16 protein-coding genes and 1 other RNA gene are annotated in these 20,460 nt (G+C 64.6%); 9 read left to right on the top strand and 8 right to left on the bottom strand.

From position 1 onward, the window contains the following. Nucleotides 1-42 precede the first annotated feature (42 nt). Together ppsA and AAGA68_05605 are read left to right on the top strand one after the other, a co-directional pair. Nucleotides 43-2,421 carry a phosphoenolpyruvate synthase gene (ppsA, locus tag AAGA68_05610; GenBank protein ID MEM9384517.1) on the top strand — a complete coding sequence of 793 codons (2,379 nt, stop codon included), beginning with the start codon at nucleotides 43-45 and terminating at the stop codon, nucleotides 2,419-2,421. Next, nucleotides 2,399-3,169 carry a hypothetical protein gene (locus AAGA68_05605; GenBank protein MEM9384516.1) on the top strand — a complete coding sequence of 257 codons (771 nt, stop codon included), beginning with the start codon at nucleotides 2,399-2,401 and terminating at the stop codon, nucleotides 3,167-3,169. The genes ppsA and AAGA68_05605 overlap by 23 nt, the downstream gene beginning before the upstream one ends. A 19-nt stretch (nucleotides 3,170-3,188) precedes the next feature. Here AAGA68_05605 and AAGA68_05600 read toward each other — a convergent pair whose 3' ends face one another. Next, nucleotides 3,189-4,163 carry a hypothetical protein gene (locus tag AAGA68_05600; protein ID MEM9384515.1) on the bottom strand — a complete coding sequence of 325 codons (975 nt, stop codon included), beginning with the start codon at nucleotides 4,161-4,163 and terminating at the stop codon, nucleotides 3,189-3,191. Between the two features lie 289 nt (nucleotides 4,164-4,452). Between AAGA68_05600 and AAGA68_05595 the strand changes: the two genes are divergently transcribed. Next, entirely contained in the window at nucleotides 4,453-7,569 is a 3,117-nt protein-coding gene (locus AAGA68_05595; protein ID MEM9384514.1) for an efflux RND transporter permease subunit, read from the top strand. Beyond that, nucleotides 7,566-8,702 carry an efflux RND transporter periplasmic adaptor subunit gene (locus AAGA68_05590; GenBank protein MEM9384513.1) on the top strand — a complete coding sequence of 379 codons (1,137 nt, stop codon included), beginning with the start codon at nucleotides 7,566-7,568 and terminating at the stop codon, nucleotides 8,700-8,702. The genes AAGA68_05595 and AAGA68_05590 overlap by 4 nt, the downstream gene beginning before the upstream one ends. Here AAGA68_05590 and AAGA68_05585 read toward each other — a convergent pair. Continuing rightward, nucleotides 8,699-9,307 (bottom strand): DUF938 domain-containing protein, encoded by a 609-nt coding sequence (locus AAGA68_05585; GenBank protein ID MEM9384512.1) that lies wholly within the window; start codon nucleotides 9,305-9,307, stop codon nucleotides 8,699-8,701. The two genes, AAGA68_05590 and AAGA68_05585, sit on opposite strands and share 4 nt — an antisense overlap. Nucleotides 9,308-9,336: 29 nt before the next feature. Further along, nucleotides 9,337-9,891, bottom strand: coding sequence for an oligoribonuclease (orn, locus tag AAGA68_05580; protein MEM9384511.1), 555 nt, complete (start codon nucleotides 9,889-9,891; stop codon nucleotides 9,337-9,339). 212 nt (nucleotides 9,892-10,103) lie between these two features. Here orn and AAGA68_05575 point away from each other — a divergent pair, with 212 nt between their 5' ends. After that, nucleotides 10,104-11,345 (top strand): M48 family metallopeptidase, encoded by a 1,242-nt coding sequence (locus AAGA68_05575; GenBank protein ID MEM9384510.1) that lies wholly within the window; start codon nucleotides 10,104-10,106, stop codon nucleotides 11,343-11,345. Between the two features lie 12 nt (nucleotides 11,346-11,357). Next, nucleotides 11,358-12,359 (top strand): ribosome small subunit-dependent GTPase A, encoded by a 1,002-nt coding sequence (rsgA, locus tag AAGA68_05570; GenBank protein ID MEM9384509.1) that lies wholly within the window; start codon nucleotides 11,358-11,360, stop codon nucleotides 12,357-12,359. Between the two features lie 85 nt (nucleotides 12,360-12,444). Here the strand turns inward: rsgA and recR are convergent, their stop codons facing one another. From recR to ffs, 4 genes are all read right to left on the bottom strand, one after another. Further along, complete coding sequence (gene recR / locus AAGA68_05565) at nucleotides 12,445-13,041, bottom strand: recombination mediator RecR (protein MEM9384508.1); 597 nt, start codon at nucleotides 13,039-13,041, stop codon at nucleotides 12,445-12,447. A 16-nt stretch (nucleotides 13,042-13,057) separates the two neighbouring features. Further along, nucleotides 13,058-13,378 (bottom strand): YbaB/EbfC family nucleoid-associated protein, encoded by a 321-nt coding sequence (locus AAGA68_05560; GenBank protein MEM9384507.1) that lies wholly within the window; start codon nucleotides 13,376-13,378, stop codon nucleotides 13,058-13,060. Nucleotides 13,379-13,432: 54 nt separating this feature from the next. Then, nucleotides 13,433-15,391, bottom strand: coding sequence for a DNA polymerase III subunit gamma/tau (gene dnaX / locus AAGA68_05555; GenBank protein ID MEM9384506.1), 1,959 nt, complete (start codon nucleotides 15,389-15,391; stop codon nucleotides 13,433-13,435). A gap of 115 nt (nucleotides 15,392-15,506) precedes the next feature. Then, an RNA gene (gene ffs, locus AAGA68_05550) (signal recognition particle sRNA small type) lies at nucleotides 15,507-15,603 on the bottom strand. 103 nt (nucleotides 15,604-15,706) lie between these two features. Between ffs and AAGA68_05545 the strand changes: the two genes are divergently transcribed. Beyond that, the gene (locus AAGA68_05545; GenBank protein MEM9384505.1) at nucleotides 15,707-16,093 is read left to right on the top strand and encodes a cupin domain-containing protein; all 387 of its coding nucleotides are present in this window, start codon (nucleotides 15,707-15,709) and stop codon (nucleotides 16,091-16,093) included. A gap of 16 nt (nucleotides 16,094-16,109) precedes the next feature. On the opposite strand, the gene AAGA68_05540 is transcribed toward AAGA68_05545, so the two are convergent. Then, nucleotides 16,110-18,524 carry a tetratricopeptide repeat protein gene (locus AAGA68_05540; GenBank protein ID MEM9384504.1) on the bottom strand — a complete coding sequence of 805 codons (2,415 nt, stop codon included), beginning with the start codon at nucleotides 18,522-18,524 and terminating at the stop codon, nucleotides 16,110-16,112. Nucleotides 18,525-18,819: 295 nt separating this feature from the next. On the opposite strand from AAGA68_05540, the gene mddA reads away from it, so the two are divergent. Further along, complete coding sequence (gene mddA, locus AAGA68_05535) at nucleotides 18,820-19,599, top strand: methanethiol S-methyltransferase (GenBank protein ID MEM9384503.1); 780 nt, start codon at nucleotides 18,820-18,822, stop codon at nucleotides 19,597-19,599. 271 nt (nucleotides 19,600-19,870) lie between these two features. Further along, nucleotides 19,871-20,419 carry a glutathione peroxidase gene (locus AAGA68_05530; GenBank protein ID MEM9384502.1) on the top strand — a complete coding sequence of 183 codons (549 nt, stop codon included), beginning with the start codon at nucleotides 19,871-19,873 and terminating at the stop codon, nucleotides 20,417-20,419. Nucleotides 20,420-20,460: the final 41 nt, after the last annotated feature.

Genomic DNA, 20,460 nt, shown 5'->3' with positions numbered 1-20,460 from the left:
GTCCGACCGATTTTGCGTCGCTGAGCGGAGAAAACCAAGGCCGTGACCCAGTACGTGATCCCCTTTCAGGAGCTAGGACTTGATGACCTGCCCCAGGTAGGCGGCAAAAATGCATCCCTCGGCGAGATGATCAGGGGCTTATCCAGCCTCGGCGTCAGCGTGCCCGATGGTTTCGCCACCACCGCAGATGCTTTCCGTGAGTTCCTACGCCAGGATGGCCTCGATGCGCGGATCCGCGAGATTTTGGACCATCTAGACACCAACGACGTGGAAGCCTTGGCATCCACGGGCAAGCAGATCCGCGAGTGGATCGGCAGCACCCCGCTGCCCTCTGGCCTACGCGAGGCTATAGGTAAGAGCTACCGCGATATGTGCGAGCAAGAGGGCCGTGAGATCGACGTAGCCGTGCGCTCCTCGGCGACGGCCGAAGACCTGCCGGACGCATCCTTCGCCGGCCAGCAGGAGACTTTCCTGAACGTGCGCGGCGTGCAGGACGTGCTAGATATGGTGCGTACGGTGTTCGCCTCCTTGTTCAACGATCGCGCCATCTCCTATCGCGTACACAAGGGATTCGTTCACCACGAGGTCGCCCTGTCCGTCGGCGTGCAGCGAATGGTGCGCTCTGATCTAGGGGCTAGCGGCGTGATGTTCACGATCGACACCGAATCCGGCTTCCCGGACGTGGTATTCATCACCTCCGCCTACGGCCTTGGCGAGACCGTGGTCCAGGGAGCGGTCAATCCAGACGAGTACTACGTTTACAAGCCCGCTCTGGAAGCGGGTAAGTTCCCAATCCTGCGCCGTAACCTCGGCGGCAAGGCGATCAAGATGATCTACTCGGACGGAGGCGCCGACCGCGTACGCACGGTCGATGTGCCAAGCGCCGAGCGACGCCGATTCTCCCTCACGGACGAGCAGGTACAGTCCTTGGCCCGTCAGGCCATGATCATCGAGAAGCACTACCAACGCCCTATGGACATCGAATGGGGCTTGGACGGGAGCGACGGCCAGCTGTACATACTGCAGGCGCGCCCGGAGACGGTACAGAGTCAGTCGGGTGGGCGCATCGTACGCTGCAAGCTCAAAGAGCGCGGCGAGGTGCTCACCTCCGGGCGAAGCATCGGCAATCTGATCGGCAGCGGCCCCGCTAAGGTAATCGGCGGTATCGAGCAGATGAGCCTGGTGCGCGAAGGTGACGTGCTCGTCACGGACATGACCGACCCCGATTGGGAACCGGTGATGAAGCTCGCCTCAGCCATCGTCACCAACCGAGGCGGGCGCACATGTCACGCCGCGATCATCGCCCGCGAGCTAGGCATCCCCGCTGTGGTTGGCACCGGCGACGGCACGCGCCGCATCGAGCCGGGCGCGCCGGTAACCGTGTCTTGTGCGGAGGGCGACGAGGGCTTCGTCTACGGCGGGCGCCTGGAGTTCGAGCGCAGCGAGCTCGCCCTGGATAAGATGCCCGACGTACCCGTCAAGCTAATGATGAATGTAGGCAACCCCGACCGCGCCTTCGACTTCGCCATGCTGCCTCACCGCGGGGTGGGCCTGGCGCGCCTGGAGTTCATCATCAACCGGATGATCGGGGTGCACCCGAAGGCCTTGCTGGAGTTGGACGCCGTGGACCCATTCGTTCACGACGAGATCCGTTTGCAGATGGCGGGCTTCGACGACCCCGTGGACTTTTACGTGCGGCGCCTGGCCGAGGGCATCGCCACGATCGGCGCGGCCTTCGCCCCGGAACCCGTGATCGTACGCCTCTCCGATTTCAAGTCTAACGAGTACGCCAACCTAATCGGCGGTGACCGCTACGAGCCGAACGAAGAGAACCCAATGCTCGGGTTTCGTGGCGCGTCGCGCTACATCGCCGAGGAGTTTCGCCCTTGCTTCGAGCTCGAATGCCGAGCCCTGCGGATGGTGCGCGAGGAGATTGGCCTGAACAACGTGTGGGCCATGGTGCCCTTCGTACGCACGGTCGGCGAGGCAAAACAGGTACGTGACCTCCTAGCGGCCAACGACCTGGAAAGCGGCAGGCACGACCTAAAGATCATGATGATGTGTGAATTGCCCTCGAATGCCCTGCTCGCCGAGCAGTTCCTCGAGTTCTTCGACGGTTTCTCGATCGGCTCCAACGACCTGACCCAGCTGACGCTTGGCCTCGATCGCGATTCCGGCATCATCGCCGAACTGTTCGACGAGCGTGACGAGGCAGTGAAGATGCTGCTCACGCGCGCCATCGACGCCTGTCGCAAGGCCGGAAAGTATGTGGGGATCTGTGGCCAGGGGCCCTCGGATCACCCGGATCTCGCCCAGTGGCTGCTCGATCAGGGAATCGAAAGCATGTCCCTAAACCCCGACACGGTCGTCGAGACGTGGATCGCCCTAGCGGAAGGTCATGGCAGAAAGGCCGGCGGATGATGCGACAGCCGGTCGCGGCGAGGACCGTGCTCCGGAGGATAGCGCGCATAGTCACGCGGCGGGCGAATCCGCGGCGGAAGGCGCCGTGCTACCGACTCCGCTTGCGGCCAAAGAGCGCCCCGATGCTGAGCTAGCAGACGAGGACGACCCGGAGTACCTCGCACTACCCGGTCGCTGGGGCCTACTGCGAGATGCCGCGGCTTTTCAGGTGAAGTTGGTGGTGGATGGATTGCGCGACGTGCTGCTAAGTCCCCTGTCCCTGATCGCCGCCATTGCCGGCCTAGCTCTCGGTCGCCACGAGTGGTTCTACGACCTGCTGCACCTCGGCCGGCGAACGGAGCGTTGGATCGATCTGTTCAGCGCCGCCCGTCGCGTGGGCGAGGCGCAGTCTCAGGCGCCGTCCGAACGGGCTCGTGAGGCCGAGCATCGGCGTTACTATCGACGGCCACCCTCACCGGTGGGCACGCAAGAAGCTCCCGATCAGCACCGAGAGAACTCGCAGCCGCCTCGTCTGCCGGAACAGCCGCGAACCTGGTATAGCGATTCGCGCTGGAGCAACGAAGATCAGAAAAACGTCGACGCTGAGTCCATCGACGATCTCATCGGGGCGCTCGAGAGTCGCCTGCAGGAGCAGTATCAGCGCGGGGGCGTCACGGCGCGCGCCAAGCATACGATCGACCGTATGCTCGACGCCGTCGAGAAACGCTACCGAGAGGGTCAGCGAACGCCCCCGGAGTCCGACACCTAAGGGCCCTTCAGATCCCCCGCTAGGGATCTGCTTCGGCGACGACGATCGCCAGACGATCCCCCCGAGGCGAAATCGCCAACCGGTTGATCTCGCCGCCAGGGACCGCGAGGTCGCCCACTGCCAACCACCGCACCTGGTCAGGCGCAAGGCGAAGCAGGGTCTGGCCCAGCACGGTGAAGGCCGCGCCGCTCGCCGGATCGATCGCGAAGTCACCGCTTCCGTCCGGCGCCATCGGTGCCCAGGTCGACACCTTACCTGTAGCCACCTCGTACCGTCGCAGCTCGGGGTTGCGCGCGTCGTGTGTTTGGACGAAGACGACGTAGCGCCCGTCGGCGGATCGGGCGAGCGCGCGACCGATGTCTTGTGCGATAGGGGTGAGGGGCGACGCCCCCCCGCTCTGCGTACGGTCCCCGCGGTCGGCAAGCACCAGGGCGAGGGGATCGGCGACGAGGAATAGGGCCAGGCTCGTCTCAGACACCCACGTGTGATAGCCCACGTTGTCGAGCCTCGGCAACAGGCGCGTGACGTCCGTGCCGACACCGGTAATGCGCCAGAGATGTTGAGCGCCATCGGGCTCTACGCGCACGGTGGACAGGCCTCCCCCGGGCATCGGCGTCGGCGAGTATTCACTCATGGTCCGCGTCGTCGTAAGCCGCACGGGTCGAGCGCCTTCTTCTACGAGGGAAAGGCGGTAGATGTCTGCCTGTCCGTCCTCACGAATCGACGTGTAGAACAAAGCTCGGCCATCGGACGAGAAGGCGGGCTGGTTGTCGTAGCCAGCCCGAGCTGTCACGTTGCGCGGGCGTCCCAGCAGCACGTAATCGCCGTCACCGCCGAGGGTCGCTAAGTAGATATCCGTTTGCGGCGCGCCGGCTGACACGGCGGTAACGGCGGCGGGCGCTCCGCCCTCGCCCTCCTCGGCCATGGCCTGCGGTGCGTTCAGGGCCGTGCTCGCCAACGCGCCGATGGCCAAAAGGAGTTTAGTAGCAGTCACCACCACTGCCCTCGATGGACCGAGCGAGTACTGCTCGCAGCCGAAGACCCTCCAATACCGGGGGTCATGTCATCACGATGGCGCATAGGCAAGTCTCCCTGGGGGCCTGTGGCCCGTGGCGAGTAGTGTTTCAAGGGTGCCAGCCCCTGCATCCGAGGTCACCCCGCGGCTGCCGGCTACGCGACCGACCTTGGCCGTGCGGCATCTCCTTAGCCGCCACTAGTGCTGCATCGCAGGCGTCGTCACACTGCTCGCGCTAGAATAGGCGTTCTGCGCGCGAGGTAAATCCATGGTCATCACCCGGCAGGCACTTTCCAACCCCGTTGCGGTCGTGGTGGCCGTGCTCATGGTGTTGCTGTTCGGCAGCATCAGCCTGTTCGGCCTGCCCGTACAGATGATTCCCACAGTGGAAACCCCGCGCATTCAGATCCAGACCTTCTGGCGCGCGGCGGCGCCGGAGGAGGTGGAATCGGAGATCATCGAGCCCCAAGAGGACGCGATGCGCGGACTGCCGGGACTTAAGCGGATGACCTCTTCGGCGAGCCGAGGCAACGCCAACATCGATCTTGTCTTCGACATAGACGTCGAGATCGACCGAGCACTCATCGAGGTGATGAACCGCCTTAACCGGGTGCCGAGCTACCCGGCGGACGTCGATGAACCCATCATCAACGTTGGCCAGGATGAGAACCGCAACGCCATCGCGTGGTTTGCTGTGCGTCCCCTGCCGGGGCAGACCATCGACATGGCAGCCCAGCAGGACTTCGTGGACGATGTGATCGTGACCGCCATCGAGCGCGTGCCAGGCATCTCCAGCTCATCCGCCTTCGGTGGTCGACCCTCGGAGGTTCGCATCACCTTCGATCCCTACAAGGCAGCAGCTTACGGCATCGAGATCCCCGCCCTCGCTGCCCTTACCGGTGGTAACAACGACACCTCCGGTGGCTTCAGCGAGGTCTTTCGCCGTCAATACACCCTACGCTTCGCGGGCAAACCGAGCTTAGAGGGATTCGGTGAACTGGTGTTGGACTGGGCCGACGGCTCGCCCGTACGCCTGCGCGACATCGCCAAGGTCGAACGCACGCTGGTCGATCGGAGCGGGATTCTGAGCCAAAACGGCGGCCCCTCGATCGCCTTTAACGCGCAACCACAGACCGGCGTGAACGTGTTGGAGGTGATGCGGGGACTGAAGGATACCGTTCAGTCCCTCAACGACGGCCCCGTCGGTCGCCGCGGCATGTTCATCCGACAGGTCTACGACGAGACCGTGTACATCGAATCCTCGATCAGCATGCTGCGCACCAATCTGCTTCTCGGCATCACCCTGGCCGTGGTGATTCTGTGGTGGTTCATGCGCAAGCTGAGACCGACGGTGATCGTCGCCCTCGCCATCCCGGTGTCCCTGTTCTTCGCCTTCACCGCCCTGCAGTTCTCCGGTCGCACGCTAAACATCATCTCCCTCGCTGGCCTTGCGTTCGCGATGGGGATGGTGCTGGACGCCGCGATCGTGGTGCTGGAGAACATCGTGCGCCTGCGTGAGCAGGGAAAATCCAGTGCAGACGCCGCCCACGATGGCGCGGCGCAGGTATGGGCCGCTCTCGTGGCCTCCACCGCCACCACGGTGGCCATCTTCCTGCCCATCTTGTTCCTGCGCGACGTTGCGGGGCAGCTATTCGCGGATCTGGCCTTCACCCTCGCCGTGGCGGTGGTCACCTCACTGCTCATCGCCATCACGATCATACCCACCGCCGCCACGACGTGGCTGCGCAAGGTGCAGCTCACCGACCCCCACTCGAGTTGGTGGGACCGCGGCTCGCGCACGGTGATGGCGCTTACGGACACACCGCGCAGACGCTACTTCTGGATCGCCGCGCTAGTCAGCGTTGCGATCGGCCTGACGGTCTGGCTCAAGCCCGAAGCGGACTACTTGCCCGAAGGCCAGATGAACTTCGCCTTCGGCTTCATCCTGCCGCCGCCCGGGCAGAGCATCGACACCACGGAGACGGAGTTCGTTGATGTCGTCAATGAGCGCATGAGCCGCTTCCTCACCGGTGAAGCCCAACCGCAGATGCGGAACTACTTTCTTGGCCTGTTTGGGAACTTTGGATTTTTCGGTATGCGCGCAACGGACCCTAAGGACTCCGATGCGTTGATCGAAGCGGTAAACACTACGGTATTCGAAGATCTACCGGATACGATCGCCTTCGCCCAACGCTCGTCGATATTCGATCGACTTGGCGGTGGGCGCGAGATTGAGGTGACCATCCAGTCCCGGGACATCGAAGCGACCTTTGCCGCAGCTGGCGCGGGCCTAGGGGCCATTCAGCAGGCTATCCCCGGCTCCCAAGTGCGACCAATCCCTGGCCTTGAGTTCGCCGAACCCGAGCTACGCATGGTGCCAAACGATCGGCGCATCGCCGAGGTCGGATGGGATCGTAAGAACGTCGCCGATGTGGTCCGTGCCCTTGGCGATGGTCTGTTTGTTGGCGACTACTTCGATGGCGAGAAGAGCTACGACGTCGTGCTCCGTGGGTCGGACTGGGCTACCCCCGAGACCTTGGCTGCCACTCCCCTGCAGACGCCGGCTGCAGGGGTTACTGCCCTCAACGAGGTGGTTACGATCGAACGCACGTCCGGCCCCAGCGAAATTCGCCGAGTCGATCGCCGACGCTCTGTCACCCTCGCGGTCACTCCACCGGATGTCTCCCTCGAGGAAGCCCTCGCGGTGCTGCAGGAAGAAATCGACCCAGTGATTCGCAGCCAGCTGCCTGAAGATGGCGAGGTCACCTACTACGGTAGCGCCGATGAGCTCGCCATCGCCCTCGGCAACATGGCCCGCAGCTTTACCCTCGCCGTGGCCATCCTGTTCCTGCTGATGGCAGCGCTGTTTCGGTCCTTCCGCGACAGCGTGCTGGTCATACTCGCCTTGCCACTGGCTACCGTGGGCGGCGTCGTAGCCTTACGCATCACAAACTTCTTCGTGTTCCAGCCGATGGACCTAATGACAATGATCGGCTTCATCACGCTGCTCGGCTTGGTGGTGAACAACGCGATCCTGCTCGTGCATCAAACACGCATGTCTGAACGCGACGGCATGACCCGGCGAAACTCCGTGGCGCAGGCCGTACGCCTGCGCTTGCGCCCGATCCTCATGAGTACCCTAACCAGCCTATTTGGTATGCTTCCCCTACTGTTGATACCTGGGCCCGGCACGGAGCTGTACCGTGGTTTAGCGGCGGTGATCGTCGGCGGCATGACCGTCTCTACCGTCTTCACCCTGATTCTCTTGCCGAGCCTGCTGCGCATCGGCGAGGCGCGAATGGCACCCGATACTGAGCCCACGAACAACAGCACGAGCGGTGGCCCCTTGCGTGAGTCCTACGCTGAGAGGCACTCCTCCCTATGACCGAAGCTACCTTTTGCACCGACTGCCCTCGCCGGACGGCGAGCGGCACGCTGTCCCTGTTGCTGGTGATGGCGGCGCCGAGCTCACTCGCTCAGGGGCAGCCTCCAGAGGGGTTTCCGCCGCCGCCGGTGCGTGTGGAGCGCGCACAGATCACCTCCCTGGCACCCACGATTCCCGTGCCTGGATCGGTGATAAGCCGCGATGACACCCGCCTCGCGGCAGAGGCAGCAGGCCGATTAGTGAGCCTTGCCGAGGTGGGCGATCGCGTATCGGCCGGCGATGTCATCGCCCAGGTGGACGACGCCCTGCTGCGCCAAGAACGGGCCCAGATCAACGCGGAACGCGCCCGCGCCGAAAGCCAGCTAGCCTTTCTCGAGCGCGAAGTAGACCGCCTCACCACGTTGGCCGCGACCAACGTGGCGGCGGAGCGAGAGCTCGACGACACGCGATCCCAACGCGACGTCTCCGCCCGCGATCGCGATGTGATCGATGCGCGCCTGGCGCAGAACCAGATCAACCTCGACCGGGCCGCGTTGCGGGCACCCTTCGGCGGCACGATCACCCAACGGTTCGTCAATCCGGGCGAACGGGTGGCGGTCGGCGACCAGGTGCTGCGGGTGGTCGGCAACGAGCGCATCGAGATCGTGTCGCAAACCACCGTCACCGCCGCGCGCTATCTCTACGTGGGTGGCAACGTGAAGGTCGCTGACGAGACGGGGCGTCGGGGCGACGGCCTCGTACGCACGATCGTGCCATTCGGAGACTCCACCCGTCACATGTACGAGATGCGCATCGACGTGCCCGCCGAGGATTGGTTGATCGCGCAAGCAGTAGTGCTGCAAGTGCCGGTGTCGGTGCCCCAGGAGGTCTTGGCCGTGCCGCGCGATGCCCTGGTGTTGCGCCAGGAAGATACCTATGTCATGCGCGTCAACGCCGATGACACAGCGGAACGTGTGGATGTCGGCACCGGGCTCTCGGATGGGGCTCTGATCGCCGTCACTGGCGACCTGCAGCCTGGGGACCGGGTGGTAGTGCGTGGTGCCGAACGCCTCATGCCCGGCACCAAGGTACGGGTGCTGGCCGCCCCGGAACCGCTCGGTCCCGCCGCGGTAGAGGTCAGCGAGGAAGGTTAGGCGCTGCCCGCCGAGCGCCAGCGAACGAGCAAGTTATTGGCCGGCATTTGGTGGACTTCCTCGCAATGGAGCTGGGCCTTCGCCGCCAGCGCATCGAGGGCCTCTAGATCACGGATACCCATGTGGGGAGCAGACTCGCGCAAGGCGCCGTCGAAGCGCTCGTTGCCCTCACTCGTGTGTTCACCGCCGCGCTTGAAGGGGCCGTACAGAAGAAATACCCCGCCGGACAGTAGACTTCTCGACGCCAGCGAGACCATCTGAGTGACCTGCTTCCAGCTCATGATATGGGCCGTATTGGCGCTGTACACCGCCTCCACGGCAGGTCGAAACGCCGCTTCGAAGTCGGCGACGTCAAGCACGTGTGGCCCCTCGACGTTGTCCAGAGCAGCTTCCTCACGCCACGCCTCAATGCCCGCGTGGTTTTCGCGTCGATCGCTCATAATCCACGTGAGGTGCGGCAGGGCCGCCGCGAAGTAGACGCCGTGCTGCCCCGTGCCTGACCCAATTTCAAGTACACGCGGCCTGACCCATTGCGCAAGAGTCGGGCGCAATTTCTCGAGTATGGGGTCGCGGTTTCGCTCGCAGGCGGGGGCGAACGGTTTCATTCGCTGGATCTCACAGCCGTCGAGACGAGCTAGTTGTTGGGCAGCGAGATGAAGTGCTCCCGATAGAAGCGAAGCTCTCGGATAGACTCGCGGATGTCGTCCAGGGCCACGTGCGGTGCGCGCTTTTCAAAGCGGACAGCCATGTCCGGTGCCCAGCGCTTGGCTAGCTCTTTGAGCGTGCTCACATCAAGGTTTCGGTAGTGAAAGAAGCGCTCGAGATCGGGCATTAGACGGGCCATGAAGCGCCGGTCCTGGCAGATACTGCTGCCACACATGGGAGAGTTACGGGGGGGCACGAGTTGGCGCAGAAAGTCCAGGGTTTGGTCCTGAGCCTCTTGCGGAGTGGTCGTGCTCGCACGCACGCGATCGAGGAGACCCGATTCCCCATGCGTGCGCTTGTTCCAATCGTCCATTCCCTCCAGCACCTCGTCGGGCTGGTGAATGGCGAGGACAGGACCTTCGGCGATCAGCCCGAGGTGCTTATCGGTGACCACGGTCGCGATTTCGATGATCTGGTCATTCACGGTGTCGAGACCGGTCATTTCCAGGTCTATCCAGATCAGGTTTTCAGGGCTTGCTACCATACGATAGGAGTCTAGCAGCGCAGCCGCCCGAGCGCCTATGCTTGCGCCACTCTTGCAAACACGCGCGGGCGCCCACACCTCCACCCTGTCTAGCGCGGAAATCTTGAGCGCAGTAGGGGAATACCACTACCATCGGGGCCCAACGACACGCCCAGACGGTCTCGAACGCGAAGCTAATCAACGAGCTAGGACACTACCCAACGATGCACTGGATGACGCCCCTTTTCCTGGCCCTGCTAGCCGCCACCACTATCGTGCGCCTGTGGCTCAGCAGCCGACAGATCGCCGCCGTACGCCGCGGTCGCGAACGTGTCCCAGCCCCCTTCGACGACACGATCTCCCTCGAACAGCACCACAAGGCCGCGGACTACACGATGGCCACCACGCGCCTCAGCCGCGTCGGTACCTTGGTGGACGCGATACTGCTGCTCCTGTGGACCCTCGGCGGTGGCCTGATGCTCGTGCACTCGCTCGTCTCCGCCCTCAGTCTGGGCCCCCTGCTGACGGGCACCTTGGTGACCTTGTTGGCCTTCATCGCGATGTCTGCGCTCGAATTGCCCCTAGCGATCTGGCGCACCTTCCGCATCGAGGCGCGCTTTGGGTTTAACCGCATGACCCCGAGCCTGTTCATTTCCGATCAACTCAAGTCGCTCGTTTTGATGGCGGTGCTCGGCACGCCCATGATCGCTGTGGTGCTGTGGCTGATGGCCGCGGCAGGCAGCCTGTGGTGGTTGTACGCGTGGGTTGTGTGGGTGGCGTTCAGCCTCGCACTGTTCTACCTGTACCCGGCGTTCATCGCTCCCCTGTTCAACCGCTTCACCGAACTCACGGACGCTGGCCTGAAGGCGCAAATCGAATCGCTCCTGCAGCGGTGCGGGTTCAAGAGCCAGGGTGTTTTCGTAATGGACGGCTCACGCCGCTCCAGCCACGGAAACGCCTACTTTACCGGCATGGGCAATAACAAGCGCATCGTCTTCTTCGACACGCTACTCGAGTCCCTCAACGGTCAGGAGATCGAGGCCGTACTGGCCCACGAACTTGGGCATTTCCGCCGTCAGCACGTGCGCAAACGCCTAATGAAAAGCTTCGCTATGACCCTAGTTGGCTTAGCCTTGATCGGCTGGCTGCGTGCGTCACCGGATGCGATGGCGGCGCTTGGGATCACCGTGCCGACCGATGCGCTGGCCCTGCTCCTCGCGCTGGTCATCTCTCCGGTCTTCACCTTCCCGATGACGCCGATCACCGCTGCCCTCTCGCGCAGAGACGAGTTCGAGGCGGACGAATACGCGGCGGAGCAGTCCGATCCCACGGCGCTGATCGAAGCCCTGGTGAAGCTCTACCGGGACAACTCGAACACCCTGACGCCGGACGAGACACACTCGCGCTTCTACGACTCCCACCCTCCCGCCCCGATTCGCATCGCACGCTTGAGTCAACTCGCCAACAGCCGCTGAGCCGATATACCTGTGCCCGCTGGAGGGCGACGTCGCGAGCGGCGAGCGCAGGAGGCGCGAGGAGCGCACACGAGCGGATCTTCGCAAGCCGCTGAGGCGGGCCTGGTGGTCGCCAGCTTCGGCCGACGCTGCCTGGTAGAGGAGCTAGGGGCTGCGCCCCGTAAGCGCCACCGCTGCGTGCCGCGGGGGCGCAAGCTGCGTATCGTCTGCGGCGATCAGGTGCGCTGGCAGCGGGCCCAAGGCGGTGCGCGCGACGGCCAAGTGCTCAATGTCGAGCCGCGTGAGAATGCCCTGGAGCGTCCCAACCTTCGCGGCTTCAACGAGGTGCTGGCAGCGAATCTCACCCGTCTAGTGGTCGTCGTTGCACCGGCCCCCGCACCAGACCCCTTCATGGTGGATCGTTACCTGGCGCAAGCTGAGCTCATGGGATGCAAGGCGCTGATCGTTCGCAGTAAAGCAGATCTCCCCTCACCGAACGACAGCGGTCTGCTCGAACGCGCATTCGACGAGTGGCGCCACGCCGGCTACGAGACCTTACCCGTGAGCGTCGGCGAGGCGTCCGCCATCACGAGGCTCAGCGACGCCTTGCGGGACGACACCTCGATTCTCGTGGGACAGTCGGGGGTGGGCAAATCATCGCTTCTAAACGCTCTGGTGCCTGACCTGCGGCTCGCCACCGGCGAGCTGTCGGAGAGCTCCGGCGAGGGGCGCCATACGACCACCGCTGCCCACCTTCATCACCTTCCCCGGGGCGGACAGGTGATCGACTCACCCGGGGTGCGAGACTATGCGCCAGGTCGGGTCGCGAAGGCGGACGTGGCAGTGGGCTTTCGAGAGATTCGTGCCTTGGCACACGGCTGTCGCTTCCACAATTGCCTACACATGCACGAGCCAGGCTGTGCGGTACGCGCAGCAGCGCAGGGTGATGGGCCGCATTCACTCGCCCCGCGTCGCTACGAGAGCTACCGCCGCCTTGTTCGCCTAATGGAAACGCTGAGTCGCGGACATCACTAGGGATCAGACCCAGCGCGAACGGGCGCGTATGGGCTTACCCCAAGAGCACCGGTCTGCCAGCGTACATAGCCGGGGCCGCGACCTCTCAGAAGCGTTGGCGCCCGGACAAGGCGTGAGCCAGAGTGCCCGCATCCACGTACTCCAGCTCTCCGCCAAGGGGAACGCCGTGGGCGATGCGCGTCACCTGCACGCCAGCCTCGCGGGCGAGCTCTCCCACGTAGTGCGCCGTGGCCTCGCCCTCGACGGTCGGGTTGGTGGCTAAGATCAGCTCGCGGGGTGTGCGTTCGCTGAGGCGCTGTTCGAGTACATCGAGGCCAAGTTCGGCGGGGCCGATGCCATCCAGGGGCGAGAGGTGCCCCATCAGCACGAAGTACTTACCCGAGTAATCCGCGGTCTGTTCTATCGCAACCACGTCGGCAGGTGACTCCACGACGCAAAGTAGCCCGTCATCGCGGCGCGGCGATGCGCAGATAGCGCACAGGTCGACTTCACTTAGCATGCGGCAATCGCGGCAACGCCCCATCCGCTCTGCCGCATCTGCCAGCACGCTCGCCAGCGTGCGAGCCGCCTCCCGATCGCGGTCGAGAAGATGGAATGCCATGCGCTGCGCGCTCTTCGGACCTACCCCCGGAAGGCAACGCAGTGCGTCGATGAGGCGCGTAAGCAGTGGCGAGTAGATCACAAACGTAAGTGCGGGTTCAGAAGGGGAGCTTCATACCGGGAGGCATCAGGCCTGCGGCTAGCCCCGACATACGCTCCTTGGAGGTTTCCTCAACCTTGCGCAGGGCGTCGTTGACCGCCGCGGCGACGAGATCCTCGAGCATCTCCTTATCTTCCATCGCCGACGCATCATCGATCGTGATCGACTTCACCTCATGCTTGCAGGTCATCGTCACGTTCACCATGCCACCGCCGGACTGGCCGGTCACCTCAACGTTGGCCAGCTCATCTTGCGCACGCTGCATGTCGGCCTGCATCTTTTGCGCCTGCTTCATCAGCTTGCCGATATCGCCCTTCATGGTTGTCCTCTTCTGTAACGTTGTGGTGAGCGCCCAACCGGCGGCTCGCCCGTGCTAACGGCCACCTGCTTCACGCACATGCGGCGCCTGAGCTGGGGGGCGCCCGTTCCCTGATGGAGCGCTGTCCTTCGCGGTGGCAACGGTGCTCACGGCGGTGCGCGCTGGCGCTTGCCGCGGCTGCACTGTCTCTTCGATGAGCTCAGCGCCGAACGTCTGCTGGAGCGCCCTCACGTAAGGGTCTTCGCGCATGGACTGCACGGCCTGGGCGTGGCGCTCAGTGCGAGCGATCTCGGCTCGCTGAGCGGCCGTCTGCGTCTGCGGCTGTCCGACTGAAAAGTCCAGGCGCCAGCCCTGGTCAGCGCGGTGCTCACGCCATGACTGTTCCATCGCTGAGCACTGCTGAGCCGTCAGCAGGTGCTCACGTGTCTCATCCACCTGTAAGCGCAGGATCTTACCGTCGACACCAATGATCACGCTGTTGTCGGCGAGCTGGCGAAGCATTCCGCTCGCGCCCAGCGACTGCGCAAAACGCTCCCAGTCTCCTTGCTGCGGTGGATCCGCTGGGGTCGGTGTCGTCCTTTGCACGACATCCGCAACGATGGCTGGTGCTGGCGCAGGCGCTGCGGAACTTGGCGACGCCGCAGCGTCGATCGAGGAGGTGGGCGCTGCGGGCGCGAGCGGCGTCACCTTCGGGGTGGGCACCTCAGCAGCCACCTTCGACTGACCTTGGATCTGTGGCCTGCTCTCCTTCGAGGCTACCGTCCGGCCCGCAGACGAGACACCGTTAGGTTGATCTTGGCTAGCGGGTGTGGGCGACGCCGATGCCTTGGAAACGGCGGCCTTGGCCGCCCCTGATCGCGACGCCGGCTTACCCCTTGGGCTGGACCCGCTGGCGCTGGCGCTATGCCCTGAATCATCCTCGCCCCCAACCTCAACCTGGAATGCGAGCATGCGCAGCAGGGTCATCTCCAACCCCAACCACGGCGTTGGCGCCAGGGGCAGATCGCGCCGGCCGTTCACGGCGATTTGGTACCACAGCTGAACGGCATCCGCCGGCGCCCTGGTGGCGAGCGCATGAATAGCCTCCGCATCCTGCACCCGTTCCGCCAAGGCATCGGGCACCACCTGGGCGAGCGCCAGCTGCTGACAGCCACTGGCTAGCTCACTGAGGACGCTGTCCGCGCCGAGGCCTCGCTCCGCGAGCTCGCTCGCTACCCCCATGAGCGCCGCCCCGTCGCCATCGGTCAACGCCTCCAGTAGGCGCAAGACGTGGGTGCGATCGACGGTGCCCAGCATGTCGGCAACCGCGTCCCGCTCGAGGTTGCCACCGGCGTGAGCGATCGCCTGATCGAGCAAGCTAAGGGCGTCGCGCATACTGCCATCCGCCGCGCCCGCGAGGAGCGACAGAGCGGACGCCTCGTGGGCATAGCCCTCGGCGTGTGCGATGCGTGTCAACTGCGCCTCGATCACCGTGGGCGGCAAGCGCTTCAGGTTGAACTGCAAGCAGCGTGATAGCACGGTCACCGGCAGCTTCTGCGGATCGGTGGTCGCGAGCAGGAACTTCACATGGGCTGGCGGCTCCTCCAACGTCTTCAACAGCGCGTTGAAGGAGTGCGTCGAGAGCATGTGTACCTCGTCAATGAGGTAGACCTTATAGCGCCCGCGCGTCGGTGCGTACTGCACGTTGTCGAGCAGCTCGCGCGTGTCGTCCACGCGTGTGCGCGAGGCCGCGTCGACCTCCAGCAAGTCCACGTAGCGGCCCTGGTCGATCTCCACGCATGCGCTGCACTCACCGCACGGAGTTGAACTCACACCGCGCTCGCAATTGATCGACTTGGCGAAGATACGCGCCAAAGTGGTCTTGCCCACGCCGCGGGTTCCCGAAAACAGAAACGCGTGGTGCAGGCGGTCGTTGTCGAGGGCGTTAATCAGGGCACGCAGTACATGCTCCTGGCCGGCGACTTCACTGAAGGTCTTCGGGCGCCACTTGCGCGCCAGCACGAGGTAGCTCATGCCGAGCGATCGTCCTGCTGCGTGAGGGGATGGGCGACGAACTGGCTCATGGCGCCGAATTTAGCACGCTCAGCTACCGCGGACCGGAGTTCCCACCGATCGAGTTGGAGGCGGCCCGCGCCAGTCACACCCCGGCGCCCGGTATGACCGCTACCGCTGCTCCCTTCCGGGCCTGACGGGGTTGACGGCTGACCGCCGCGAGGGGACCGACGCGGCCCACCATAGCGAGCTGCTAATATTACCATCGCGCCGGCCCAGACGACATGCCCTGCGGTAAGCTAGTCGCCCTTCTGCCCCCATCTTGGAGCGACCAGAATGGCCGAACGTAGCACCCCCACCTTCCCCGTCGTGGGCCTCGCCCTCGCCAACGAGCAATTCCGCGACGTGATCAAGACGGGCACGAAGTTGCAGGTCGTGCTCATGAGCATCCCCGAGGGCGAGGAGATTGGCGCCGAGGCCCATGAAGGCCATGACCAGGTGCTAGTGTTCGTCGAAGGCACGGGCAAGGCCGTCCTCGGCGGGGAGGAACGCGTGGTAAAGGCCGGCGATCTGGCCTTCGTCGCCTCCGGCACCTACCACAATTTCATCAATATCGGCACCGGGCCCCTGAAGCTCTACACCCTCTACGGGCCACCGGAGCACTCCGCCGGCACGGAGCACGGCACGCGAGCCGAGGCGGAAGCTGACGAACACGATCATTAGGTAGCTTCAGAGCCCTCTAGCCGGCGGACAGGAGCCGCTGGAGTTCCGCCTCGTCCGTCTCACCCCACGCCTCGCCAGCGGCCGCGCGCGCCTGCTCCATGAGCTGGCGCGCCTGCGGTCGGTCACCCTCAAGTTCGGCGTAGCGCGCACGGGCCTTCAAGCCTAGGGGGCTCGGTGGGAACTCGAGCAGGCGTCCGATGAAGGGCGCCGCCGCGGCCACATCCCCCAAGGCAAGCTGGCTCTGCGCCAACTTTGCCAACAACCCCGCCTCCTTACTGCCCCAGCTAAGCGCCTCCACCTGTTGCAGGGCAGCCGAGTACTGTTCGAAGGCAAGCGCCGCGTCGCTGGCCGCGAGCGAGAGGTCGCCCTGAAGCTCCAATCCCTGCACGTGCACCTGGGCCAGTCCGTCGTCCTGGGCTGACGCAGCAACCACGGCTCGGGCCATCTTCCCTGCCTGTGAGAAATCGCCCTGTGCCATGCGCACACGGCCGACCTGCACGTCAGTCTGCAGCGAGTGGAACCGATCCTGGATCGCGTCGAACACCCCGCTCGCCTCTCCCAGGTGACTGGCGGCCGTGGGCAGATCACCACGCGCAAGCTCGATCTCGCCGAGCAGTGCCAGTGCCCCCCCTTCCCAGAGGCGATCGCGCGCCTCGCGGGCCACGGCCAGAGCAGCTTGCGCCGAGGCCTCGGCAGCGCCTAGGTCGCCGCGCTCCTGGTACAGGGCGGCCAGCAGGTTATGGATGCGGCCAACCCCAGTGCGATCGCCGATCTCCTCGCGGATCTCCAACGACTGGCGATGATAGGGTTCGGCGTCCTCCAGCCTGCCCTGCTGGCGGCGAAGGTAACCGAAGTTGTTCAGCGCCATGGCCTCCAGGCGCCGATCACCCACGTTGCGCCAGGACTCCAAAGCTCGGGTCAGATGGCCCTCCGCATCTGCGTAGCGTCCCTCGCTCATCGCGATGTTGGACAGGGTGTTGTACACGTATCCGGGGGGCGGATCGTAGCCGGCCGCCTGGTAGGCGAGCTGCGCACGGCCGAGCAGGGCCTTCGCCGCGGACAGATCCGGCCGCCCCTTCTCCAGGATAGCGAGGTTAACGAGAGTCTTCGCCTGCACCTCAGCGCTCTCGACGGCCTCAGCGACCTGAAGACCTCGGGTAAGGGTGCTGCGCGCCAGATCTGGCGAGGCGGTGCGTAGGTACACGATGCCGAGGAGATTGAGTACCTGGGCGAGCTCGCGGTTCGGCGCTCGCGCCGAGTACTCCTCGTCCATCGCTAGCAGCAGCGCGGTGGCCTCGTCCGTGCGCCCGAGCAACCTCAGGCAGAAGGCCTGATCGAAGCGCGGTAGGAATAGTCCGGGATCCTGAGTTCGCGCCACTTCGAGCAGCGGCAGCGCCTCAGCGCAGCGTCCTTCGAGCGCCAAGCCCTTGCCGCGGGCGTAGGCCTCGTTGACGAAGGCGTCACCGGAGCCCGCATCGCTCACCTCTAGGCGCCGCTGGCCCACCAGGCGCGCACCGACGCTGCGGGTGACCGCCTCAGCGAGGCGCAAGGTCTCATCGCCCAGCATAGTCGAGCGACTGGGCGTGTCTTTCGGACCGAACAGACTGAAGTCCATTCGCAGCGCACCGGCATCCTGCGTGAGGCGCATCGCCAACACGTGAGTGGCCCCGTAGGCGCTGCGCAAGCGCTCGCGCACGGCATCGCCCACTGCTTGATCGGTGAGGGCCACGCCGCTGCCCAGGTTCTTCGCCAGCTGCACCACGTTGGCATCACTCAGGACATCCACGCCCAACTCGGCGAGGCCGTTGCGCGCCAGCGACATGAGTCCGAGATCGACCCAATTTAGTGCGTCGTCCCCCGTGTCGTTCACTACTGGCAGGACCGCCACGCGCAACCCCTCCGCGCGGGCAGGCTCCGTGGTGGACTGCCCGATCCACCAGAACGAAGCGGCGACCAGGACAAGCGCCGCGGCCGCGAAGGGCAAAAGATGCGTGCGTGACCGCTCGGCTGGCGCCGCCGCGACGGTGGCTGGTGTGGGCGCCGGTGGCGGGGCCGTGCTCGGCAATGTATCGGCCGCCTCGGCACCCGAAACGATGGAGCCTGGCAGCCCTGGCGGGGCAAGAGGGCTCGGGGCGGTGACCTCACCGAGGAAACGGTACCCATGGCCGTGCACGGTCTTGATCAGACGCTGGCCGGTCGCATCGTCATTAACAGCGCGGCGCGCCTTCATCACGGCCCGCGTAAGGGCGGTCTCCGAAACGATGACCCCGGGCCACACCGCGTCCTGAAGTTCCTCCTTTGACACCGCCCGCGCGCGGTGCTCCACGAGGTAGGCGAGAAGATCGAAGACTCGGGGTTCGACCTGGCGTGGAGCTCCAGCGTGGCGCAGCTCGCGCCTGTCCGGATCGAGCACGTACCGCTCGAACTGCATGGGGCCGCTCAGCATCGAGCCCGCGCACTGCGCCATAGGGGCCGCTTCTGCTCCCACCGCCAACCGCCCTGGGGCCCGCTTGGACGGGCCAAAAACCCACGTACCTGCATGATTTTATTCACGTCGCCCAAATGGTCAGGGAAGCGTCAGGGAATGGTCGTCACAGAGCTGAGTGTACGGCCTACCTTGCCGAGCACACCAGGGCTGCGCACGCTCGTCTCAGACCTGGCGCCTACCAGTCCCATACGTCTTGAGGCCCGTTGGATACCCCGCAAACCACCCTGAGGAGTCCGTCATGTTGAAGCGTATTTGCCCGTTCGCCTGGTCCCTATTCTCCTACGCCGTCTTCTTTGCCACCTTTCTGTACGCCGTTGGGTTCATCGGCAATCTGTTCGTGCCGAAGGGTATCGATTCCGTACCGGAGCTGCCGCTGTGGCAGGCGATCGCCGTAAACGTCGCTCTACTGCTGGTGTTTGCCCTCCAGCACAGTGTGATGGCACGACCAGCCTTCAAACGCTGGTGGACGCAGTTGATTCCGGCCGCGGCAGAGCGCGCCACCTACGTGTTGATGTCCTCGCTGGCGATGCTGCTCCTGTTCTGGGGCTGGCAGCCGATCGGCGGCGTCATCTGGCAGGTCCAATCAGCCCCCTGGGAAGCTCTGCTCCTTAGCGTATACCTGGGCGGCTGGCTGCTGCTCCTAGCCGCTACGTTCATGCTCGATCACTTCGAGCTCTTCGGTCTGCGCCAGGCGTGGCAAGCAATCCGAGAGAAGCCCGCCGTGGCCCCCCAGTTCAAGACGCCATGGCTCTACAGCCACGTGCGTCACCCCATCTACGTGGGCTGGCTAACGATCGTATGGGCGACGCCAACGATGACCGCGGCACACCTGCTGTTCGCCCTTGGTTGTACCGCTTACATCGTCGTCGGCACGCTGCTCGAGGAGCGCGACCTGCTGCGTGCACACCCGGAGTACCAGGAATACCGGCGGCGCGTCCCGATGCTCGTGCCGTCCCTGCGCAAGCGCTGGGTCGCCGACGCGTCGCCTGTTGCTCCCGCAGCAGTGGGCGAGGCATGAGCGCCCGATCGGCGCGCAACGCCGTCGCTCCGATCAGCAGCTCCACCTGGGGACCCAGGCTCACTGCCGCCGGGATCGGATTCTTCTTCGCCAAGGGAATGCTGTGGCTTTTGCTGGGTGCCACCCTGTGGCGACACGGCACTTAGCATCGCCGGGCTGCTCCGCTATCGGCGGAGCAGCTGCCTCAGAGGCGCCAGAGCTTGTGAATCCGAACAGGCGCTTACCGCGATTATGCAGGGGACATTCACCACGCCACTGGGAGATCCTCGACGTGAACAAGTTCTTGAGTCTGGTCGCTGGCCTAATCGCCACGGCACCCGTCCTGGCCTGCGAAAGCACGCTCCTCGACCACACCTTCGATCGCCTTGCCTCGGATGAGCAGGTCAACCTCTGCGAGGCCTACTCTGGCAAGGTCGTGATGGTCGTCAACACCGCCTCGAAGTGCGGCAACACGCCGCAGTACGACGGTCTGGAGAAGCTCTATAAGGAGTACGGCGACGACGGTCTGGTAATCCTCGGCTTCCCGTCGAACGACTTTGCCGGTCAGGAGCCCGGCACAGAGGAGGAGATCAAGAGCTTTTGCCGACTCACCTACGGCGTAGAGTTCCCGATGTTCGAGAAGAGCACGGTGAAGCGTAAGAACGCAAACCCGCTCTTCGCCGGCCTAGCCGAGGCCTCCGGCACTTACCCTACCTGGAACTTCCACAAGTTCCTGATCGGTCGCGACGGTGAGCTGATCACCGAGTTCGCCCCGCGGACCAAGCCCTACGACAAGCGCATCGTAAAGGCCATCGAAAGCGCGCTAGCGCAGGAAGGCTAGGAGCTCTCGGCGTCGGCCCCGCGCGTGCCGGCGGGGCCGAC

It is taken from the genome of Pseudomonadota bacterium, from assembly GCA_039193195.1.
GTDB lineage: Bacteria > Pseudomonadota > Gammaproteobacteria > Steroidobacterales > JBCBZW01 > JBCBZW01.
Note: the sequence above shows the minus strand (reverse complement) of the source record. Positions and strands in the feature narration are given on the sequence as shown.

Bases quoted from the DNA above. Each gene is read 5' to 3' on its own strand.
- AAGA68_05605 (MEM9384516.1), top strand. From the start codon at position 2,399: ATGGCAGAAAGGCCGGCGGATGATGCGACAGCCGGTCGCGGCGAGGAC.
- AAGA68_05595 (MEM9384514.1), top strand. From the start codon at position 4,453: ATGGTCATCACCCGGCAGGCACTTTCCAACCCCGTTGCGGTCGTGGTG.
- AAGA68_05590 (MEM9384513.1), top strand. From the start codon at position 7,566: ATGACCGAAGCTACCTTTTGCACCGACTGCCCTCGCCGGACGGCGAGC.
- AAGA68_05585 (MEM9384512.1), bottom strand. From the start codon at position 9,307: ATGAAACCGTTCGCCCCCGCCTGCGAGCGAAACCGCGACCCCATACTC.
- orn (MEM9384511.1), bottom strand. From the start codon at position 9,891: ATGGTAGCAAGCCCTGAAAACCTGATCTGGATAGACCTGGAAATGACC.
- AAGA68_05575 (MEM9384510.1), top strand. From the start codon at position 10,104: ATGACGCCCCTTTTCCTGGCCCTGCTAGCCGCCACCACTATCGTGCGC.
- AAGA68_05560 (MEM9384507.1), bottom strand. From the start codon at position 13,378: ATGAAGGGCGATATCGGCAAGCTGATGAAGCAGGCGCAAAAGATGCAG.
- dnaX (MEM9384506.1), bottom strand. From the start codon at position 15,391: ATGAGCTACCTCGTGCTGGCGCGCAAGTGGCGCCCGAAGACCTTCAGT.
- AAGA68_05545 (MEM9384505.1), top strand. From the start codon at position 15,707: ATGGCCGAACGTAGCACCCCCACCTTCCCCGTCGTGGGCCTCGCCCTC.
- AAGA68_05540 (MEM9384504.1), bottom strand. From the start codon at position 18,524: ATGCAGTTCGAGCGGTACGTGCTCGATCCGGACAGGCGCGAGCTGCGC.
- mddA (MEM9384503.1), top strand. From the start codon at position 18,820: ATGTTGAAGCGTATTTGCCCGTTCGCCTGGTCCCTATTCTCCTACGCC.